The organism is Pseudomonas sp. FG29, assembly GCF_057809355.1.
Map to the genome: position 1 here is coordinate 123,379 of NZ_JBMDJU010000008.1, position 18,051 is coordinate 141,429.

The following is an 18,051-nucleotide window of genomic DNA, read 5'->3' on the forward strand; positions in this document are numbered from 1 at the left end:
CTGAATACCCCACGAGTGACGAGTCATTCGGCCGAGCAGCGATCCGATCCAGCCTGTCCGCCAGGTGCCGCCATAGCGCCAGGAAACCATTGGCAGGCGTTGAAAACCTCCGCGCCTCGCCCCATGTAGCAGCTAACGTACACGCACAGGTGCTCCATGAACGATCAGGACAACACCCCCGAAGCTGTCGAAGTTCACGTCCAGGCCGATAGCACCGGCCTGGTACTGCCCGCGCAGCAGTTGCCGGACAAGCTCTACATCATCCCCATCCACAACCGTCCGTTTTTCCCCGCTCAGGTACTGCCCGTGATCGTCAACCAGCAGCCTTGGGGACGCACACTGACGCGTGTTGGCAATACCGAACACAAGTGCATGGCGGTGTTTTTCGTCGACACCCCGCCGGACGAACACGGCGAGTTCGATCTGGCCAGCCTGCCCGAGCACGGCACCCTGGTGCGCGTGCACCACGTCAGCGAGGAAGGCGGCAAGCTGCAGTTCGTCGCCCAGGGCCTGACCCGCGTGCGCATCCGGGGCTGGCTCAGCCGCCGTGGCCCGTACCTGGCCGAAGTCGAATACCCCCAGGCGCCGAACGACCCGCGTGATGAGGTCAAGGCCTACGGCATGGCGCTGATCAACGCGATCAAGGAGCTGCTGCCACTCAACCCGCTGTACAGCGAAGAGCTGAAGAACTACCTGAACCGCTTCAGCCCCAACGACCCGTCGCCGCTCACCGACTTCGCCGCCGCCCTGACCACCGCCTCTGGCCAGGAGTTGCAGGAAGTGCTCGACACCGTGCCCATGCTCAAACGCATGGAAAAGGTGCTGCCACTGCTGCGCAAGGAGGTCGAGGTCGGTCGCCTGCAGAAGGAACTGTCCGCCGAGGTGAACAAGCAGATCGGCGAACGTCAGCGCGAGTTCTTCCTCAAAGAGCAGCTCAAGCTGATCCAGCAGGAGCTGGGCATCAGCAAGGACGACAAGAGCGCCGACCGCGAAGAATTCCTCGCCCGCCTGGAAGGCAAGACCCTGCCGGCGCCCGCACAGAAGCGCATCGACGAGGAACTGAACAAGCTGTCGATCCTCGAAGCCGGCTCGCCGGAGTACGCCGTCACGCGCAATTATCTGGACTGGGCCACCGCCCTGCCCTGGGGCATACACGGCGAGGACAAACTCGACCTCGGCCGCGCACGCAAGGTGCTGGACAAGCACCACGCCGGCATGGACGACATCAAGGAGCGCATCACCGAGTTCCTGGCCGTCGGCGCCTTCAAGGGCGAGATTGCCGGCTCCATCGTGCTGCTGGTGGGCCCGCCCGGCGTGGGCAAGACCAGCATCGGCAAGTCCATCGCCGAATCCCTCGGCCGGCCGTTCTACCGCTTCTCGGTGGGCGGCATGCGTGACGAGGCAGAGATCAAGGGCCACCGCCGTACCTACATCGGCGCCATGCCCGGCAAGCTGGTGCAGGCGCTGAAGGAAGCCGAGGTGATGAACCCAGTGATCATGCTCGACGAGATCGACAAGATGGGCACCAGCTACCAGGGCGACCCTGCCTCGGCGCTACTGGAGACCCTCGATCCGGAGCAGAACGTCGAGTTCCTCGACCACTACCTGGATCTGCGCCTGGATCTGTCCAAGGTGCTGTTCGTCTGCACCGCCAACACCCTCGACTCCATCCCCGGGCCACTGCTCGACCGCATGGAAGTGATCCGCCTGTCCGGCTACATCACCGAGGAAAAACTGGCCATCGCCAAACGCCACCTATGGCCCAAGCAGTTGGAAAAAGCCGGCGTGCCGAAGACGCGCCTGTCCATCAGCGATGCAGCGCTGCGCGCGGTGATCGAAGGCTATGCCCGCGAGGCCGGCGTGCGCCAGCTGGAGAAACAGCTCGGCAAGCTGGTGCGCAAGTCAGTGGTGAAGTTGCTGGACGATCCCGAGGCGAAAATCCGCATCGGCGCCAAGGATCTGGAAGACGCCCTCGGCATGCCGGTGTTCCGCAACGAGCGGGTGCTGGCCGGCACCGGGGTGATCACCGGCCTGGCCTGGACCAGCATGGGCGGTGCGACCTTGCCGATCGAGGCGACGCGTATCCACACGCTCAATCGCGGCTTCAAGCTTACTGGCCAGCTCGGCGAGGTGATGAAGGAGTCGGCGGAGATCGCCTACAGCTACGTCAGCTCGCACCTCAAGCAGTTCGGTGGCGACCCGACCTTCTTCGACCAGGCCTTCGTCCACCTGCACGTACCGGAAGGCGCCACGCCCAAGGACGGCCCCAGCGCCGGCATCACCATGGCCAGCGCCCTACTTTCGCTCGCGCGCAACCAGGCGCCGAAGAAAGGCGTGGCCATGACCGGCGAGCTGACCCTCACCGGCCAGGTGCTGCCCATCGGCGGCGTGCGCGAGAAGGTGATCGCGGCGCGCCGGCAGAAGATCCATGAGTTGATCCTGCCGGAGGCCAATCGCGGCAGCTACGAGGAACTGCCGGACTACCTCAAGGAGGGCATTACCGTGCACTTCGCCAAACGCTACAGCGACGTGGCCAAGGTGTTATTCGACTGACCACCCCGCGCACCACACGGCTCGCATGCCGCACCCCGGTGCGGCTATGCTGGGGCCAGGTTTCGTCGACTGGAGTTCGTCATGCACGCCACCTTGCGCCTGCTCACCCTGCCCACCCTGGCCCTGCTCAGCGCCTGCGCCCACCAGTCCGGCACGCTGGAGTTGAGCAAGCAGCGGCAATGCCCGCTGACGCTGGACAAGGGTCAACAACTGATCCTCAGCCTACCGAGCAATCCCACCACCGGTTTTCGCTGGGAAATCCGCGATGGCGCGGAGAAGGTTCTGCGCAGCCTCGGCCCCGAGGTCTACAGCAATCCGGAGGATGCCGGGCTGGTCGGTGCTGGCGGCATGTCCACCTGGCGTTTCACCGCGCGCGAGCCTGGCGAAGGTCGCCTACTGCTGACCTATCAGCAACCCTGGGAGCCGAATGTGCCGCCGGCAGAAACCTTCGAGTGTGAACTGCGGGTGAAGTGAGCAAGCCGAACACGGTAGAGCTTCTGTGGGAGGGGCTTTAGCCGCGACAGCTCGAAATCAGTCGCCGCCAAGGCGCTTCCCGTAGGGCGGGTGCAACCCGCCATCTATTCATGGCGGGTTTCACCCGCCCTACGGGCTGAGGATTTCCCTCGTTTCTCGGCTCAGCTCTTGAGCCGGTAACCGGTCTTGAAGATCCAGCCCACCAGCGCGATGCACAGCGCCAGAAAACCCAGCACCATGGCCAGGCTGACGCCGACGTTGACGTCGGACACGCCGTAGAAGCTCCAACGGAAGGCGCTGATCAGGTACACCACCGGATTGAACAGGGTCACCGTCTGCCAGGCCGGCGGCAGCATGCTGATGGAATAGAACGCACCGCCGAGGAAGGTCAGCGGCGTGACGATCAGCGCCGGGACGATCTGCAGCTTCTCCCAGCCATCGGCCCAGACGCCGATGATGAAGCCGAACAGGCTGAAGGTCAGCGCCGTCAGCACCAGGAATGCCGCCATCCACAGCGGATGCTGAATCTCGAAATCGACGAACAGCCTGGCGGTGAGCAGGATGATGATGCCGAGGATCACCGACTTGGTGGCCGCCGCGCCGACATAACCAATCAGAATCTCCAGGTACGAGACCGGTGCCGAAAGAATCTCGTAGATGCTCCCCGAGTACTTGGGCATGTAGATGCCGAACGAGGCGTTGGAAATACTCTCGGTCAGCAGCGCCAGCATGATCAGGCCGGGAATGATGAAGGCGCCGTAGCTCACGCCGTGCACCTGAGTCATGCTCGCACCGATGGCCGAGCCGAACACCACGAAGTACAGCGAGGTGCTGATCACCGGCGTGGCGATGCTCTGCAGCAGGGTACGCCAGGTGCGTGCCAGCTCGAACAGGTAGATGGCCTTGATGGCATACAGGTTCATGCGCGCGACTCCTTGAGCAGGGACACGAAGATTTCCTCCAGCGAACTCTGGCTCGACTGCAGATCCTTGAAGTCGATGCCGTGCTGAGCCAGGTCACGCAGCAATTCGGCGATACCTGTGTTCTCGTGCTGGGCATCGAAGGTGAACACCAGGGCATGGCCCTGATCGGCCAGCTCCAGGCCATAGCGCGCCAGTTCCGCCGGTACGCAGGACAATGGCTGCTGCAACTGCAGGGTGAGCTGCTTCTTGCCCAGCTTGTGCATCAGCACCTGCTTGTCTTCCACCAGAATGATCCGGCCCTTGCTGATCACCCCGATGCGGTCGGCCATTTCCTCGGCCTCTTCGATGTAGTGGGTGGTGAGGATGATGGTCACGCCGCGCTCGCGCAGACGCCGCACCATGTTCCACATGTCGCGGCGCAGTTCCACGTCGACGCCAGCGGTGGGCTCGTCGAGAAAAAGAATCTGTGGCTCGTGGGAAAGCGCCTTGGCGATCATCACCCGGCGCTTCATGCCGCCGGACAGTTCCATGATCTTGGCGTTGCGTTTGTCCCATAGCGACAGATCCTTGAGCAGCTGCTCCAGGTAGGCCGGGTCGGGCTTCTTGCCGAACAGACCGCGGCTGAACTTGACCGTCGCCCAGACGGTTTCGAACACGTCACTGACCAGTTCCTGCGGCACCAGGCCGATCTGCGAGCGAGCCGCGCGGTAGTCACGGACGATGTCCTTGCCGCCGACCAGCACCTTGCCCTCGCCCGGATTGACGATGCCGCAGATGATGCTGATCAGGGTGGTCTTGCCGGCGCCGTTGGGGCCGAGCAAGGCGAAGATCTCGCCCTGGCGAATCTCCAGATCGATGCCTTGCAGCGCCGGATGCCCAGACGCATAGATCTTGTTCAGTTGCTGGATGGAAATGACCGACTGCACGGTGGATGGCCCCTTGCCTGCGGAAAACGCCACAGTTTACAGGGCTTGCCAGCGCCTGGAGAAAAAACGGCGCACTTGTGGTGCGCCGGGGTGCTGCTGGGAGGGAAGGAACGATTGCACCGCTTGTGACGGGGCAACGATAGGCCAGGCGGCAGGCGCAGCCCGGCGTATGCCGTAGAGGGGGGGGGGCCAACTGAAGCGGCGGGTTGCACCCGCTCTACAATGGAGTCAGCAACCTGCCGGTGGCGATGAAGGCGCGCAGGTTATCCAGCACCAGATCGGCCATCTGCTGGCGCGTCTCGACACTACCGCTGCCGACATGTGGCAGCAGCACCACGTTGTCCAGCTCGCGCAATGCCGCCGGCACCAGGGGCTCGCGTTCGTAGACGTCCAGCCCGGCGCCGCCAATCACCTTGTGCTGCAACGCCGTGATCAGCGCGGCCTCATCGACCACCGAACCGCGCGCGACGTTGATCAGAAAGCCATCCGGGCCCAGCGCTTCGAGTACCTCGGCGTTGATCAGGTGATGGGTGGCCTTGCCGCCCGGACAGGTCAGCACCAGAAAATCCGCCCAGCGCGCCAGCGCCAGCAGATCCGGCTCATGCTGGTAAGGGCTGCCCTCGACCGCACGGCGGTTGTGGTAACGCACCGGCATGGAGAAACCCGAGGCGCGCAAGGCCACTGCCTCGCCGATACGGCCGAGGCCGACGATGCCCAGGCGCTTACCGCTGACCCGACGCGCCAGCGGGAAGCCCGTGGGGCTGTTCCAGGCGCCGCTGCGCACGAAGCGATCGGCCTCGGACAGGCGCCGCGCGCTGTCGATCATCAGGCCCATGGCCAGGTCGGCGACACAGTCGTTGAGCACGTCCGGCGTGGTGCTGAGGACGATGCCGCGATCACGCAGCAGCTCCAGCGGATAGGGGTCGTAGCCCACGCCGAAACTGCAGATCGCACGCAGATTCGGCAGCAGCGCGAGCTGGTCAGCCGTGCAGCCAAAACGGGCCGAGGACACCATGTAGATGAACTGCTCGCCCTGCTCACGCAGGAACGCCAGCGGCTCGGCCTGCTGCCACAGCGCGCTGACCTCGTATTCCTCCGCCAGCTCGCGGTTGAAACGCTCGCTCAGCGGGCCGATCTGCAGCACCTTGGGTTTGCTCATGAGGCCTCCTGTTTAGGTTGTGCCATTTACAGCAATTTGCCCGGGTTCATCAGCCCGGCCGGATCCAGCGCCTGCTTGACGCGAGCCATCAACTCCAGCTCCAGCGGCGCCTTGTAGTGCTGCGCGGCCAGGCGCTTGGACTGGCCCAGGCCATGTTCGGCACTGATGCTACCGGCATAACGCAGGGTCTGATCGTAGATCACCCGCATGATCGCCTCGGCCTGCGCCTTGAATGCGGCATCCTCGGCTTCGACTGGCTTGCTGATGTTGTAGTGCAGGTTGCCGTCGCCCACGTGCCCGTAGGCCACGATGCGCACACCGGGAAACATCTGCTGCAACGCCTGATCGGTACGCGCGATGAAGTCGGGAATACGGCTAACCGGCACGCTGATGTCGTGCTTGAGGCTTGGCCCCTCGTGATTCTGCGCCTCCGAGATGCCTTCGCGCAGCGCCCACAAGGCGCGCACCTGCGCATCGCTGGCAGCGACCACGGCATCCAGCGCCACGCCCTGCTCGAAGGCAGCGCCGAGGCCCTCTTCCAGCAACTCGTTCAAGGACGCGTTGGGCTGGGTGTCGCTCAGCTCGATCAGCACATACCAGGGATGCGTCTCGGCGAACGGATCACTGACACCGGTGACATGGCGCAGGACGAACTCGACGCTTTGCCGCGACATCAGCTCGAAGCCGGTCAGGCGGTCGCCACACAAACCACGCATCTGCCCGATCAGCTCGACGGCCGCTTGCGAGCTGGGCAGCGCCACCCAGGCAGTGGTCAGGCTACGCACCGCGGGGAACAACTTGAGGACGGCGGCGGTGATGATGCCCAGGGTGCCCTCGCTGCCGATGAACAGATGTTTGAGATCGTAGCCGGTATTGTCCTTGCGTAACCCGCGCAGGCCGTCCCAGATGCGCCCGTCGGGCAGCACCACTTCCAGCCCCAGGGCCAGGTCGCGCATATTGCCGTAGCGCAGCACCGCGGTACCGCCAGCATTGGTCGCCAGGTTGCCGCCGACCGTGCAGCTACCCTCGGCGCCCAGCGACAGCGGGAACAGCCGGCCGACCTCGGCAGCGGCCTCCTGCAACTGCTGCAGGATCACTCCCGCTTCGACGGTGATGGTTTCATTGCCCACGTCCACTGCGCGGATGCGCTTCATGCGCGTCAGCGACAGAACGACCTGCGCTCCAGAGTCGTCCGGAATCGAGCCGCCGCACAGGCCGGTATTGCCGCCTTGTGGCACCAGGGCGACGCCGGCCTGCGCGCACAAACGCACCACGGCGGCAACTTCCTCGGTCGAAGCCGGGCGCAGCACGGCAGCCGCCCGGCCACGGTAGGCACCGCGCCAGTCACTCAGGTAGCTCTGCATGCGCTCGGCGTCAGTGATCAGGCCAGCCTCGCCGACCGCCTCGCTCAACGCCTCAAGCAGATCATCGGGCAGGCTGCGCATCTCAGGTCACCGGCGCCGGGTTGAACAGCACCAGGTCGTTGTGCAGGCGCAGGTGCTCGGCGCAGGTCTGCTTGCGACCGCTGGCCACGTCCAGGTAGAGCTGGAAGATATGCCAGCCCATTTGCTCCAGCGTCATGCGCCCGGAGACGATCTGCCCGGCGTCGACGTCGATCAGATCCGGCCAGCGCTCAGCCAGCTGGGTACGCGTGGCCACCTTGATCACCGGCACCATGGACAGGCCATAGGGCGTGCCGCGACCGGTGGTGAAGATGTGCAGGTTCATACCCGCCGCCAGTTGCAGGGTGCCGCAGATGAAGTCGCTGGCAGGCGTGGCGCAGAACCACAAGCCCTTGCCACGAATGCGCTCGCCCGGCGCGACCACGCCGGCAATCGGGCTGTTGCCGGACTTGGCAATGGAGCCCATGGCTTTCTCGACGATGTTGTTCAGCCCGCCCTTCTTGTTGCCCGGCGTGGTGTTGGCACTGCGGTCGGCCATGCCGCGCTGCAGGTAGCGGTCGTACCAGTCCATCTCGCGGATCAGCGCATCGGCCACCTCGACACTGGCGGCGCGCGGAGTCAGCAAGTGGATGCCGTCACGCACTTCGGTGTTCTCGGAGAACATCACGGTGGCGCCGGCGCGCACCAGCAGGTCGGCGGCCACGCCGAGCGCCGGGTTGGCGGTGATGCCGGAGAAGGCATCGCTGCCGCCGCACTGCATGCCGACCACCAGCTCGGCAGCCGGTACGGTCTCGCGGCGACGCTGATCGAGCACCTTCAGACGCTCCTCGATCATGCCCATGATCTGCTCGACCATGCCGGTGAAGCCGGTGCCGGAATCCTGCAGGCGGAACAGCCAGTCTTCCTCGTCCATGCCATTGGTGAGCTGGTCGCCATCCATCAACTGGTTGGCCTGCAGCTTCTCGCAGCCGAGGCTGATCACCAGCGCCTGGCCACCGAAGTTGGGGTTGCGGCTGATGTTGTACAGGGTGCGGATCGGCACCACCGCGTCCGGTGCGTTGATCGCCACGCCGCAGCCGTAGCTGTGCGATAGCCCCACCACGTCGTCAACGTTGGGGTACTTGGGCAGGACTTCCTTGCGCACGCGCTCGACCACGTGATCGAGCACGCCGACCACGCACTGCACCGTGGTGGTCACACCGAGGATGTTACGAGTGCCGACGCTGCCGTCCGGGTTGCGGAAGCCCTCGAAGGTATAGCCTTCCAGCGGCTCGCCAGGTGCGGTCTTGAGGGTCGCCTTGGGCAGGTTGTCCAACACCGGCGGCTCGGGCATGCGCAACACCTGCTCGGTGACCCAACTGCCGGCGGCGATGGATTTGAGCGCATAGCCGATGACCTCGCCATAACGCACCACCTCGCCACCTTCGGCGATATTCACCAGCGCCACCTTGTGGCTCTGCGGGATGCCCTCGATAGCCGTCAGGCCATCGTCAAACTGGCCGCCTGCGGCAACGCCCTGGTCATTGACCACCACGCCGACGTTGTCGGTCGGGTGCAGGCGGATGTAACGGGGCGAATCCTGATGGGGAATCAACTGCATGACGCTTGCTCCTGTTGTGCGTTCAGGATGCCGAGCCGGACGTGGCGTCCAGCTCGACCCTGTGAATACGGCCGACGATCAGGCCGAAACTGACGACCGCCAGCAGGGCATTGAGGCCGACATAGACCAATGCCCCATCGAAAGAACCGCTATGGCTGACCAGGTAACCGATGATGATCGGCGTGGTGACGGCCGCCAGATTGCCGAAGGTGTTGAACAGCCCGCCGGACAAGCCAAGTATCTGCCGGGGCGAGGTGTCGGCCACCAGCGTCCAGCCCAGCGACCCGAGGCCCTTGCCGAAGAAGGCCAGGGCCATCAGCGCCACCACGGCGGCGTCGCTGTCGACGAAAATGCATAGCACCACCGCGCTCGACAGCAGCAGGCCGAACACCATCGGCAGCTTGCGCGCCAGGGTCAGCGAATGACCGCGACGCAGCATGCCGTCGGACAGCAGCCCGCCGAGCACGCCACCGACGCAACCGCTGATGGCCGGCAAGGCGGCGGCGAAACCGGCGCCGAGAATGCTCATGCCGCGCGCCTGCACCAGGTACACGGGAAACCAGGTGAGAAAGAAGTAGGTAATGGCGTTGTTGCAATACTGGCCAAGGTAGATGCCGATCATGGTGCGCTGGCGCAGCAGCAGGCCCAGGTAGCGCCACTGCAAGCCGCCGCTACCGCCGCGCAGCCCTTCCAGATCGATCAGCGCCCCGCCCTGCTCCAGATGGGCCAGCTCGGCTGCACCAATACGTGGATGCTGACGCGGGCCATGCAGCTGTTTGAGCCAGACGAACGACAGCGCCAGCCCCAGGCAACCGAGCACGATAAATACCGATTGCCACCCCAGGGTTTGCACCACCCAACCCATCAAGGGTGCGAACAGCGCGGTGGCGGCATACTGCGCCGAACTGGAAATGGCCGTGGCGGTGGCGCGCTCGGCAGTGGGAAACCAGGAAGCGGTGATCCGCGCATTACCGGGAAAGCACGGCGCGCTGGCAAAGCCCACCAGCAGCCGCAGCAGAAACATCGAGGTTACCGCCCAGGTTGTCGGCAGCCAGCCGACGAAGCCTTGCAGCAGGGTCAGCACCGACCAGATGAACAGCGCCAGGGTATACACCGGCTTGGTGCCGAAGCGGTCGAACAGCCAGCCACCCGGTATCTGCCCGATCACATAAGCCCAGCCAAAGGCCGAGAAGATATAGCCAAGCGTCACCGCGTCGATGCCCAGGCCAGCCTGCATCGCCGAGCCGGCGACCGACAGACTGGAGCGATCGGCAAAGGTGATGGTGGTGACCAGAAACAGCATCAGCAAGATGCTGTAGCGCACACGACCCGGTTTGGCATCTGGCATCGGCAAGGCTCGTGAGACAACAGGAAAGGCTAAGCCCGTAGGTGAGCAGGACACCCGTAGGGCGGGCCGGGCGGCGCTCCGCTTCAGCCCACCGATTGTAGTCACGGTGGGCTAAAGCCCACCCTACAGGACTGCGGGCTTGGCTCAACGCACCAGGCAGGGCTTCTTGTTATTGAAAGTCCAGCCGGGGATCAGGTACTGCATGGCCACTGCGTCGTCACGCGAACCCAGACCTTTGGCCTGATACAGCTCGTGCGCCTTGGCCAATGCATCCCAATCCAGCTCGACGCCGAGGCCCGGCGTCTTCGGCACCTGCACCAGGCCACCCTCGATACGCAGCGGGTTGCGCGTCAGGTACTGGCCGTCCTGCCAGATCCAGTGGGTATCGATGGCGGTGACTCGCCCCGGCGCAGCAGCGGCGACGTGGGTGAACATGGCCAGGGAGATGTCGAAGTGGTTGTTGGAGTGCGAACCCCAGGTCAGGCCCCAGTCGTTGCACATCTGCGCCACGCGCACTGAACCGGCCATGGTCCAGAAGTGCGGGTCGGCCAGCGGAATGTCCACCGATTGCAGGGAGATGGTGTGGCCCATCTGCCGCCAGTCGGTGGCGATCATGTTGGTCGCGGTGGGCAGGCCGGTGGCGCGACGGAACTCGGCCATCACCTCACGACCGCTGTAGCCGTTCTCGGCGCCGCACGGGTCTTCGGCATAGGCCAGCACGCCATGCAGGTCGCGGCACAGGGCGATGGCCTGATCCAGCGACCAGCCGCCATTGGGGTCAAGCGTCACACGGGCATTGGGGAAGCGCACGGCCAGGGCACGAATGGCCTCGACCTCGGCCTCGCCATGCAGCACACCGCCCTTGAGCTTGAAGTCGTTGAAGCCATAGCGCGCGTGCGCGGCCTCGGCCTGGCGGACGATGGTTTCCGGGGTCATTGCGGTCTGGTTGCGCACGCGCTCCCAGGTGTCATCGGCATCGCGCTCATCGCGGTAGCCGAGATCGGTCTTGTCCTTGTCTCCGACGAAGAACAGATAGCCGAGCATTTCCACCGCATCGCGCTGCTGGCCTTCGCCAAGCAGGGCCGCCACTGGCACACCGAGGTGCTGACCGAGCAGGTCGAGCAGCGCCGACTCCAGCGCGGTAACGGCATGAATGGTGATGCGCAGATCGAAGGTCTGCAGACCACGGCCGCCGGAATCACGATCAGCGAAGGCACGACGTACCTGGTTGAGCAGCGCGTTGTAGTTGCCGACCGGCTGGCCGACGAGGATCGAGCGGGCGTCGTCGAGGGTCTTGCGGATGCCCTCGCCGCCGGGGACTTCGCCGACACCGACATGGCCGGCGCTGTCCTTGAGAATGAGGATGTTGCGGGTGAAGTAAGGACCGTGGGCACCGCTCAGATTGAGCAGCATGCTGTCCTGACCGGCGACCGGTACGACTTGCAGCTCGGTGATCAGCGGAGTGCCGACAGCGGCAGGAATCTGTGAAGTCATGAGCGTTACCCTGTTGTTCTTGTGCGGGTTCGACAATGGTTCAACATCGTCGCGCCGGGCCTGCCGGCGCGCGACTGGGCCGCTCACCGAAGCGAGCGGCCACCTGCGGTGTTACTGCGCGCCTTGCGCTTCGACCAGCTTGGCCAGGGCTTCGTACTCTTCCGGCAGCAGATCGGTCAGCGGCGCACGTACCGGGCCGGCATCGTAACCGACGATCTTGGCACCGGCCTTGACGATGCTCACGGCATAGCCGGCCTTGCGGTTACGAATGTCCAGGTACGGCAGGAAGAAATCGTCGATCAGCTTGCCGACGGTGGCGTGATCATCCGCTGCGATGGCCTTGTAGAACGCCATGGCGGTTTTCGGAATGAAGTTGAACACAGCCGAGGAATACACCGGCACACCCAGGGCCTTGTAGGCCGCTGCGTAGACTTCAGCGGTCGGCAGGCCGCCGAGGTAAGTCAGGCGCTCGCCCAGGCGACGACGGATCGACACCATCAGCTCGATGTCACCCAGGCCGTCCTTGTAGCCGATCAGGTTCGGGCAACGCTCGGCGACCTGCTCCAGCAGGTTGGCGTTGAGGCGGCAGACGTTACGGTTGTAGACCACCACGCCGATCTTCACCGACTTGCACACCTGCTCGACGTGGGCGGCAACGCCGTCCTGCGAGGCTTCGGTCAGGTAGTGCGGCAGCAGCAGCAGCCCCTTGGCGCCCAGGCGCTCGGCTTCCTGCGCCATCTCGATGGCAACGCGGGTCGGGCCGCCAACGCCAGCCAGGATCGGTACGGACTTCTCGCAGGTGTCCACGGCGGTCTTGATCACAGCGCTGTATTCGTTCGGCGCCAGGGAGAAAAACTCGCCAGTACCGCCGGCAGCGAACAGGGCGGACGCACCGTACGGCGCCAGCCACTCGAGGCGGCGTACATAGCCAGCCGGGTTGAAATCACCAGCGGCATCGAAGTCGGTCACCGGGAAAGACAGCAGACCAGAGGAGAGGATGGACTTCAGTTCTTGTGGATTCATTATGCGAACACCCTGTAAAGCGAGTTGTGAGAAATGGCGTCAGCCGCAGCTGTAGAGATACGTTATCGTACAACAACAAAAAAAACACCAGTTTTTGCATTCGCCGTTCGTCGAAGCCTTCCGCTTAATCCCAACGCTCTGCGTGCGTCCCAGTGTTTTCAGGGGAAAGCCATATGCAGAGCAGCTTCTACCACAGCCGCCGAATGAATGGCAGCGCAATCATCGTCGAGTCAAACAGCGTTGACAGCCTCGGATCGGGCTGGTACTAATTTCGCCAAGTCATACGACAACCTATGACATTCCAATAAAAACAAGCGAGGCCCAGGTCATGTCACCGACCTTCACTGCCACCCTGCCCTGCCATCGCGCGGCTCCTCACCGCGATGCCAGCAGCCGACTGACCAGCGCGTCCTGCGCAGGCTTCGTTGCCGTTTTTGCCCACGCCTTCATGTGCAGCAGCGAGGATCGTCTGCTGATCCCGGCGCACGACTGAACCGCCCCTTCGCCATTGCGGCCAAGGGCCGCGCCAGTTTTGGAGCCCCAGCCAAGATGTACGAAGCCTCCCGCCATAGCACGCCGCAGATCGTCGAAATGCAGGTCATTCCGGTCGCCGGGCATGACAGCATGCTGCTCAATCTGTGTGGCGCCCATGCCCCCTATTTCACCCGCAACCTGGTATTGCTCAAGGACAATGCCGGCAACACCGGTTGCGGCGAAGTGCCGGGCGGTGAAGGGATCCGTCAGGCGCTGGAGCGCTGCCGCGAAAAGGTGATTGGCCAACAGATCGGCCGCTACAACCGCATTCTCAATAGCCTGCGCCAAACCATCGCCGGCCCGGCCAAGGGGCCGCAGACCACTCAGCATCAGGTCACCTCGGAATCCGAAGCACGCGTACTCAAGCAGCCGCACGAGATCAACCTGCGCCTGGACAACGTGATCACCGCAGTCGAAGCCGCGCTGCTCGACCTGCTCGGCCAGCACCTGGGCGTACCTGCCTGCGAACTGCTTGGCAGCGGCCAGCAGCGTGATCAGGTGCCGATGCTCGCCTACCTCTTCTATATCGGTGACCGTCAGCGTACCGACCTGCCCTACCTGGCCGGCAAAGGCTCGGCGGACGACTGGTACCACCTGCGCCATCAGGCCGCAATGACACCGGAGGCCATCGCCCGCCTGGCCGAAGCGGCGCATGCGCGCTACGGCTTCAACGACTTCAAGCTCAAGGGCGGTGTGATGCGCGGCACCGAGGAGATGGACGCGATCCGCGCGATCAAGGCGCGCTTCCCTGACGCCCGCGTCACCCTCGACCCCAATGGCGCCTGGTCGCTGGACGAGGCCATCGCCCTGTGCCAGGGCCAAGGTCATGTGTTGGCCTACGCCGAAGACCCCTGCGGCCCGGAAAACGGCTACTCGGGCCGCGAGGTGATGGCCGAGTTCAAGCGCGCCACCGGCATTCCCACTGCCACCAACATGGTCGCCACCGACTGGCGGCAGATGGGCCACTCGCTGCGCCTGGAAGCCGTCGACATCCCTCTGGCCGACCCGCACTTCTGGACCATGCAGGGCGCCGTGCGCCTCGGCCAGGTCTGTGAAGAGTTCGGCCTGACCTGGGGCTCGCATTCGAATAACCACTTCGACATTTCCCTGGCCATGTTCACCCATGCTGCCGCAGCCGTACCGGGCCGTGTCACCGCCATCGATACCCATTGGATCTGGCAGGAAGGCGAGGAGCGCCTGACCCGCGAGCCGCTGCAGATCATCGGTGGCCAGGTGCAGGTATCGGACAAGCCAGGCCTGGGTATCGAGCCGGACATGGAGCGGATCATGGCCGCCCACGCGCTTTACAAGAAGGTGGCCAACGGCGCGCGCGACGACGCCATGGCCATGCAGTACCTGGTTCCGGGTTGGCAATACGACCCGAAACGTCCCAGCCTCGGTCGTGACTGACTCACGCGACCTCAATCCCCCACCCGGAGCATTCCAATGAAAAAAACATTCCGCGCCTCCCTCCTCTCTGCCGTCGTCGGCATCGGTGCCCTGGTCAGCCACGCGGCTACCTTCGCCGATGAGGTCAAATGGCCGACTCGTCCGATCCAGGTGGTGGTCATCGCCAACCCCGGCGGCGACACCGACTTCAACGCCCGCATGATGGCCAAGTACTTCAACCAGATCACCGGCAAGACCATGGTGGTGACCAACGTCGCTGGCGGTGGCGGCACCCTGGCGGCCGAACAGGTCAAGGGCGCAGCACCGGATGGCAACACCATCCTCTTTACCCACCCAGGCCAGTTGATCGTCAACGAAGTCGCCGGGCTGACCCAGGACAGCTATGAAACCTTCGATGTCGCCTGCATCGCCGGTGTCGATAAAAGCACCGTGTTCGTCGCCTCCAAGCAGGCTGGCGTCAACAACATGCAAGAGCTGATCGACAAGTCCAAGGCCAATCCGGGCAGCGTCACCTATGGCACCGAGATGGGCAGCTTCTCCCACCTGCAGGGCCTGATGCTGGAGAAACTGGCCGGTATCAAGCTGAAGATGGTCGATGGCGGCACCGTATCGGATCGCGTGGTCGGCATGCTCGGCGGCCGTCTGGGCATGGGCGCCATCACTTACGGGTCGGTGCAGGACTATGTTCAGGGCGGGCAGATGGTCGCGTTGGGCCAGCCTAACGCCGAGCGTAACCCGATGATCGGCGACGTACCGACCCTCAAGGAACAGGGCCTGGATATCACCATGGACAAGCCGTACGTGGTCGCCTTCCCAAAAGGTACCGACCCGGCCATCGTCAAGAAGATGTCTGACCTGATGAAGCAGATCACCGAAGTGCCGGAGTACGCCGAGGATCTGAAGAAGTTCAAGCAGCCGGTCGCCTTCTACGCCACCGAAGATGCCAAGGCCATCCTGGCCAAGACCCGCAATGACTTCATGCAGTTCAAGGATGATCTGCGCAAGGCCAAGTAAGCCCCAAAGTGCTGCCGCCCCGCCTGATGCGGGTCGGCAGTGCACCTCAGAACATCGAGGCATGTGATGAGCACCCTGAACAAGAAAGAACTGATCATCGGCGTCGCCATGCTGGCCGCCAGCATCGGCTACATGCTGATGAGCTACCAACTGCCCGGACACCAGGGCGTAGACGCCGCGACCGTTCCCGTCCTGCTTTCCGGCCTGCTGCTGTTGCTGGGCGTGATGCAACTGTTCAGCGCCTTTGCCAGCAAGGCAGTGCAGAGCACCGAAACGTCCGCCCAACAAGCGGAGGAAGACGGCGAAGCAGCAGCACCTGAAATCGTCGAACCCAAGACGGTCATCAAGACCCTGGTTCTGATCCTCGCCTACATGGCCCTGCTCGGCCCGATTGGCTTCCCGATCATGACCGCGCTGTACCTATACCTGCAGTTCATCGTGCTGACGCCGGTGAACCAGAAAGTCCGTCACCTGACCTACGCCCTGATCGCCGTGATCAGCTCGGCCGTCATCTTCCTGCTGTTCCGCGAGGCCTTCGACCTGTTGCTGCCCGCTGGCCTGCTGAACAACTTCCTCTGAGGATCGACCATGCTCGAATTACTGCAGCAAGGCTTCGGTGCCGTCTTCTCTGTCCATATCATGCTGCTGATGGCCATTGGCGTAGCCGTGGGTATCGTCTTCGGCGCGGTGCCCGGCTTGTCCGCCACCATGGCCGTGGCCCTGTGCCTGCCGCTGACCTTCACCATGGGCCCCCACGCGGGCCTGTCGCTGTTGGTGGCCCTGTTCATCGGCGCCACCTCCGGAGGTCTGATCTCGGCGATCCTGTTGAAAATACCCGGTACACCCTCCTCCATCGCCACGGTCTTTGACGGTGGCCCGATGATGGAAAAAGGCGAAGGCGTGAAGGCGCTCGGCGTCGGTATCGTGTTCTCCTTCCTTGGCACCATCTTCAGCATCGTCGCGCTGATGTTCATCGCCCCGCAGTTGGCCAAGGTGGCACTGAGCTTCGGCCCGCATGAATACTTCGCCATCGCCGTATTCTCCCTGACCCTGATCGCCACCCTGTCGGCCGGCTCCATGATCAAGGGGCTGTTCGCCGGCGCGCTGGGTATCGCCGTGTCCACCGTCGGTATCGCCCCGGTCGAAGCCATCCGCCGCTTCACCTTCGATTTCAGTGAGCTCAACGGCGGTTTCTCCATGCTCACGGTGATGATCGGCATGTTCGCCGTGGCCGAAATCATCAAGGTCGCCGAAACCGGCCGTCACGCCGTGCAGGGCAAGGCCAAGTCGGTGAGCATGAAGAACATCAAGGGCTTCGGCTTCTCGCTCAAGGAGTTCCGCGAGCAACTGCCCAACGCTGGCCGCTCCGGCCTGATCGGCCTGGGCATCGGTATCCTGCCGGGCATTGGTGCAGGCACCTCGAACCTGGTGTCCTACATCATCGCCAAGAAGCGTGCGAAGGACGGCCACACCTACGGCAAGGGCAACATCGGTGGCGTGGTCGCCAGCGAGACCGCCAACAACGCCGGTATCGGGGGCGCCATGTTGCCGCTGATGACGTTGGGCATCCCTGGTGACACCGTTACCGCGATCATGCTCGGCGGCTTCCTGATCCACGGCATCCAGCCCGGCCCGCTGCTGTTCATCAGCCAGGGACCGCTGGTGTACACCATCTTCGCCGCCCTGATCGTCGCCACCTTCATGATGCTGTTCATGGAGTTCTACGGCCTGCGCCTGTTCATCAAGCTGCTCGATGTGCCCAAGCACATCCTGCTGCCGATCATCCTGGTGCTGTGCGTAGTCGGTGCCTTCGGCCTGTCCAGCCGCCTGTTCGACGTATGGTCGATCCTGCTGTTCGGTCTGCTCGGCTACGGTTTCGTCAAGGCGGGCATGCCGGCAGCGCCGTTCATCATCGGCTTCATCCTCGGGCCGATGGCGGAAACCAACCTGCGCCGTGGTCTGATGCTCTCCGATGGCAACTTCGCCGACTTCTTCACCAACCCCATCGCCGGCACCTTCCTTGGCCTGGCGCTGGCGTTCGTGCTCTGGCAGGTGTTCAGCGCGCTACGTCCCAAACCCAGCGCCATCAACGAGATCCTGCGTACCTGATCCACCTCACCGCCCCCTCTGCTCAGGGGGCGGTTTCTTTTCCGTCCCGTTATCCCTCAAGCGCTCTAGAACCATGTCTAG

15 protein-coding genes are annotated in these 18,051 nt (G+C 63.9%); 7 read left to right on the forward strand and 8 right to left on the reverse strand.

The features are described 5' to 3' along the window. The first annotated feature begins 156 nt into the window (after positions 1-156). Complete coding sequence (gene lon / locus ACODS1_RS11295) at positions 157-2,553, forward strand: endopeptidase La (RefSeq protein WP_489085710.1); 2,397 nt, start codon at positions 157-159, stop codon at positions 2,551-2,553. A gap of 81 nt (positions 2,554-2,634) precedes the next feature. After that, positions 2,635-3,027, forward strand: coding sequence for a protease inhibitor I42 family protein (locus ACODS1_RS11300; RefSeq protein WP_489085711.1), 393 nt, complete (start codon positions 2,635-2,637; stop codon positions 3,025-3,027). A gap of 161 nt (positions 3,028-3,188) precedes the next feature. Here the strand turns inward: ACODS1_RS11300 and ACODS1_RS11305 are convergent, their stop codons facing one another. The 8 genes from ACODS1_RS11305 to kdgD form a co-directional block, all read right to left on the reverse strand. Next, positions 3,189-3,950 carry an ABC transporter permease gene (locus ACODS1_RS11305; protein ID WP_322978636.1) on the reverse strand — a complete coding sequence of 254 codons (762 nt, stop codon included), beginning with the start codon at positions 3,948-3,950 and terminating at the stop codon, positions 3,189-3,191. Continuing rightward, on the reverse strand, positions 3,947-4,876 hold the full coding sequence (locus tag ACODS1_RS11310; RefSeq protein WP_489085712.1) for an ABC transporter ATP-binding protein: 930 nt from the start codon (positions 4,874-4,876) through the stop codon (positions 3,947-3,949). The genes ACODS1_RS11305 and ACODS1_RS11310 overlap by 4 nt, the downstream gene beginning before the upstream one ends. A gap of 217 nt (positions 4,877-5,093) precedes the next feature. Further along, entirely contained in the window at positions 5,094-6,035 is a 942-nt protein-coding gene (locus ACODS1_RS11315; RefSeq protein WP_489085713.1) for a 2-hydroxyacid dehydrogenase, read from the reverse strand. A gap of 26 nt (positions 6,036-6,061) precedes the next feature. Beyond that, complete coding sequence (locus ACODS1_RS11320) at positions 6,062-7,480, reverse strand: FAD-binding oxidoreductase (RefSeq protein WP_489085714.1); 1,419 nt, start codon at positions 7,478-7,480, stop codon at positions 6,062-6,064. 1 nt (position 7,481) lies between these two features. Then, complete coding sequence (garD, locus tag ACODS1_RS11325) at positions 7,482-9,038, reverse strand: galactarate dehydratase (RefSeq protein WP_489085715.1); 1,557 nt, start codon at positions 9,036-9,038, stop codon at positions 7,482-7,484. A gap of 22 nt (positions 9,039-9,060) precedes the next feature. Further along, entirely contained in the window at positions 9,061-10,386 is a 1,326-nt protein-coding gene (locus tag ACODS1_RS11330; protein ID WP_489085716.1) for an MFS transporter, read from the reverse strand. A gap of 144 nt (positions 10,387-10,530) precedes the next feature. Continuing rightward, positions 10,531-11,880 (reverse strand): glucarate dehydratase, encoded by a 1,350-nt coding sequence (gene gudD, locus ACODS1_RS11335; protein ID WP_489085717.1) that lies wholly within the window; start codon positions 11,878-11,880, stop codon positions 10,531-10,533. A gap of 111 nt (positions 11,881-11,991) precedes the next feature. Further along, positions 11,992-12,903, reverse strand: a complete 912-nt coding sequence (gene kdgD / locus ACODS1_RS11340; RefSeq protein WP_489085718.1) for a 5-dehydro-4-deoxyglucarate dehydratase — start codon at positions 12,901-12,903, stop codon at positions 11,992-11,994. Positions 12,904-13,231: 328 nt separating this feature from the next. Between kdgD and ACODS1_RS11345 the strand changes: the two genes are divergently transcribed. From ACODS1_RS11345 to ACODS1_RS11365, 5 genes are all read left to right on the forward strand, one after another. Beyond that, positions 13,232-13,396, forward strand: coding sequence for a hypothetical protein (locus ACODS1_RS11345; protein ID WP_489085719.1), 165 nt, complete (start codon positions 13,232-13,234; stop codon positions 13,394-13,396). A 56-nt stretch (positions 13,397-13,452) separates the two neighbouring features. Beyond that, entirely contained in the window at positions 13,453-14,847 is a 1,395-nt protein-coding gene (locus ACODS1_RS11350; RefSeq protein ID WP_489085720.1) for an enolase C-terminal domain-like protein, read from the forward strand. A 36-nt stretch (positions 14,848-14,883) separates the two neighbouring features. Then, positions 14,884-15,861 (forward strand): tripartite tricarboxylate transporter substrate binding protein, encoded by a 978-nt coding sequence (locus tag ACODS1_RS11355; RefSeq protein ID WP_489085721.1) that lies wholly within the window; start codon positions 14,884-14,886, stop codon positions 15,859-15,861. A 66-nt stretch (positions 15,862-15,927) separates the two neighbouring features. Then, positions 15,928-16,440 (forward strand): tripartite tricarboxylate transporter TctB family protein, encoded by a 513-nt coding sequence (locus tag ACODS1_RS11360; RefSeq protein ID WP_489085722.1) that lies wholly within the window; start codon positions 15,928-15,930, stop codon positions 16,438-16,440. A gap of 9 nt (positions 16,441-16,449) precedes the next feature. Continuing rightward, entirely contained in the window at positions 16,450-17,970 is a 1,521-nt protein-coding gene (locus ACODS1_RS11365; protein ID WP_489085723.1) for a tripartite tricarboxylate transporter permease, read from the forward strand. The last annotated feature ends 81 nt before the right edge of the window (positions 17,971-18,051 follow it).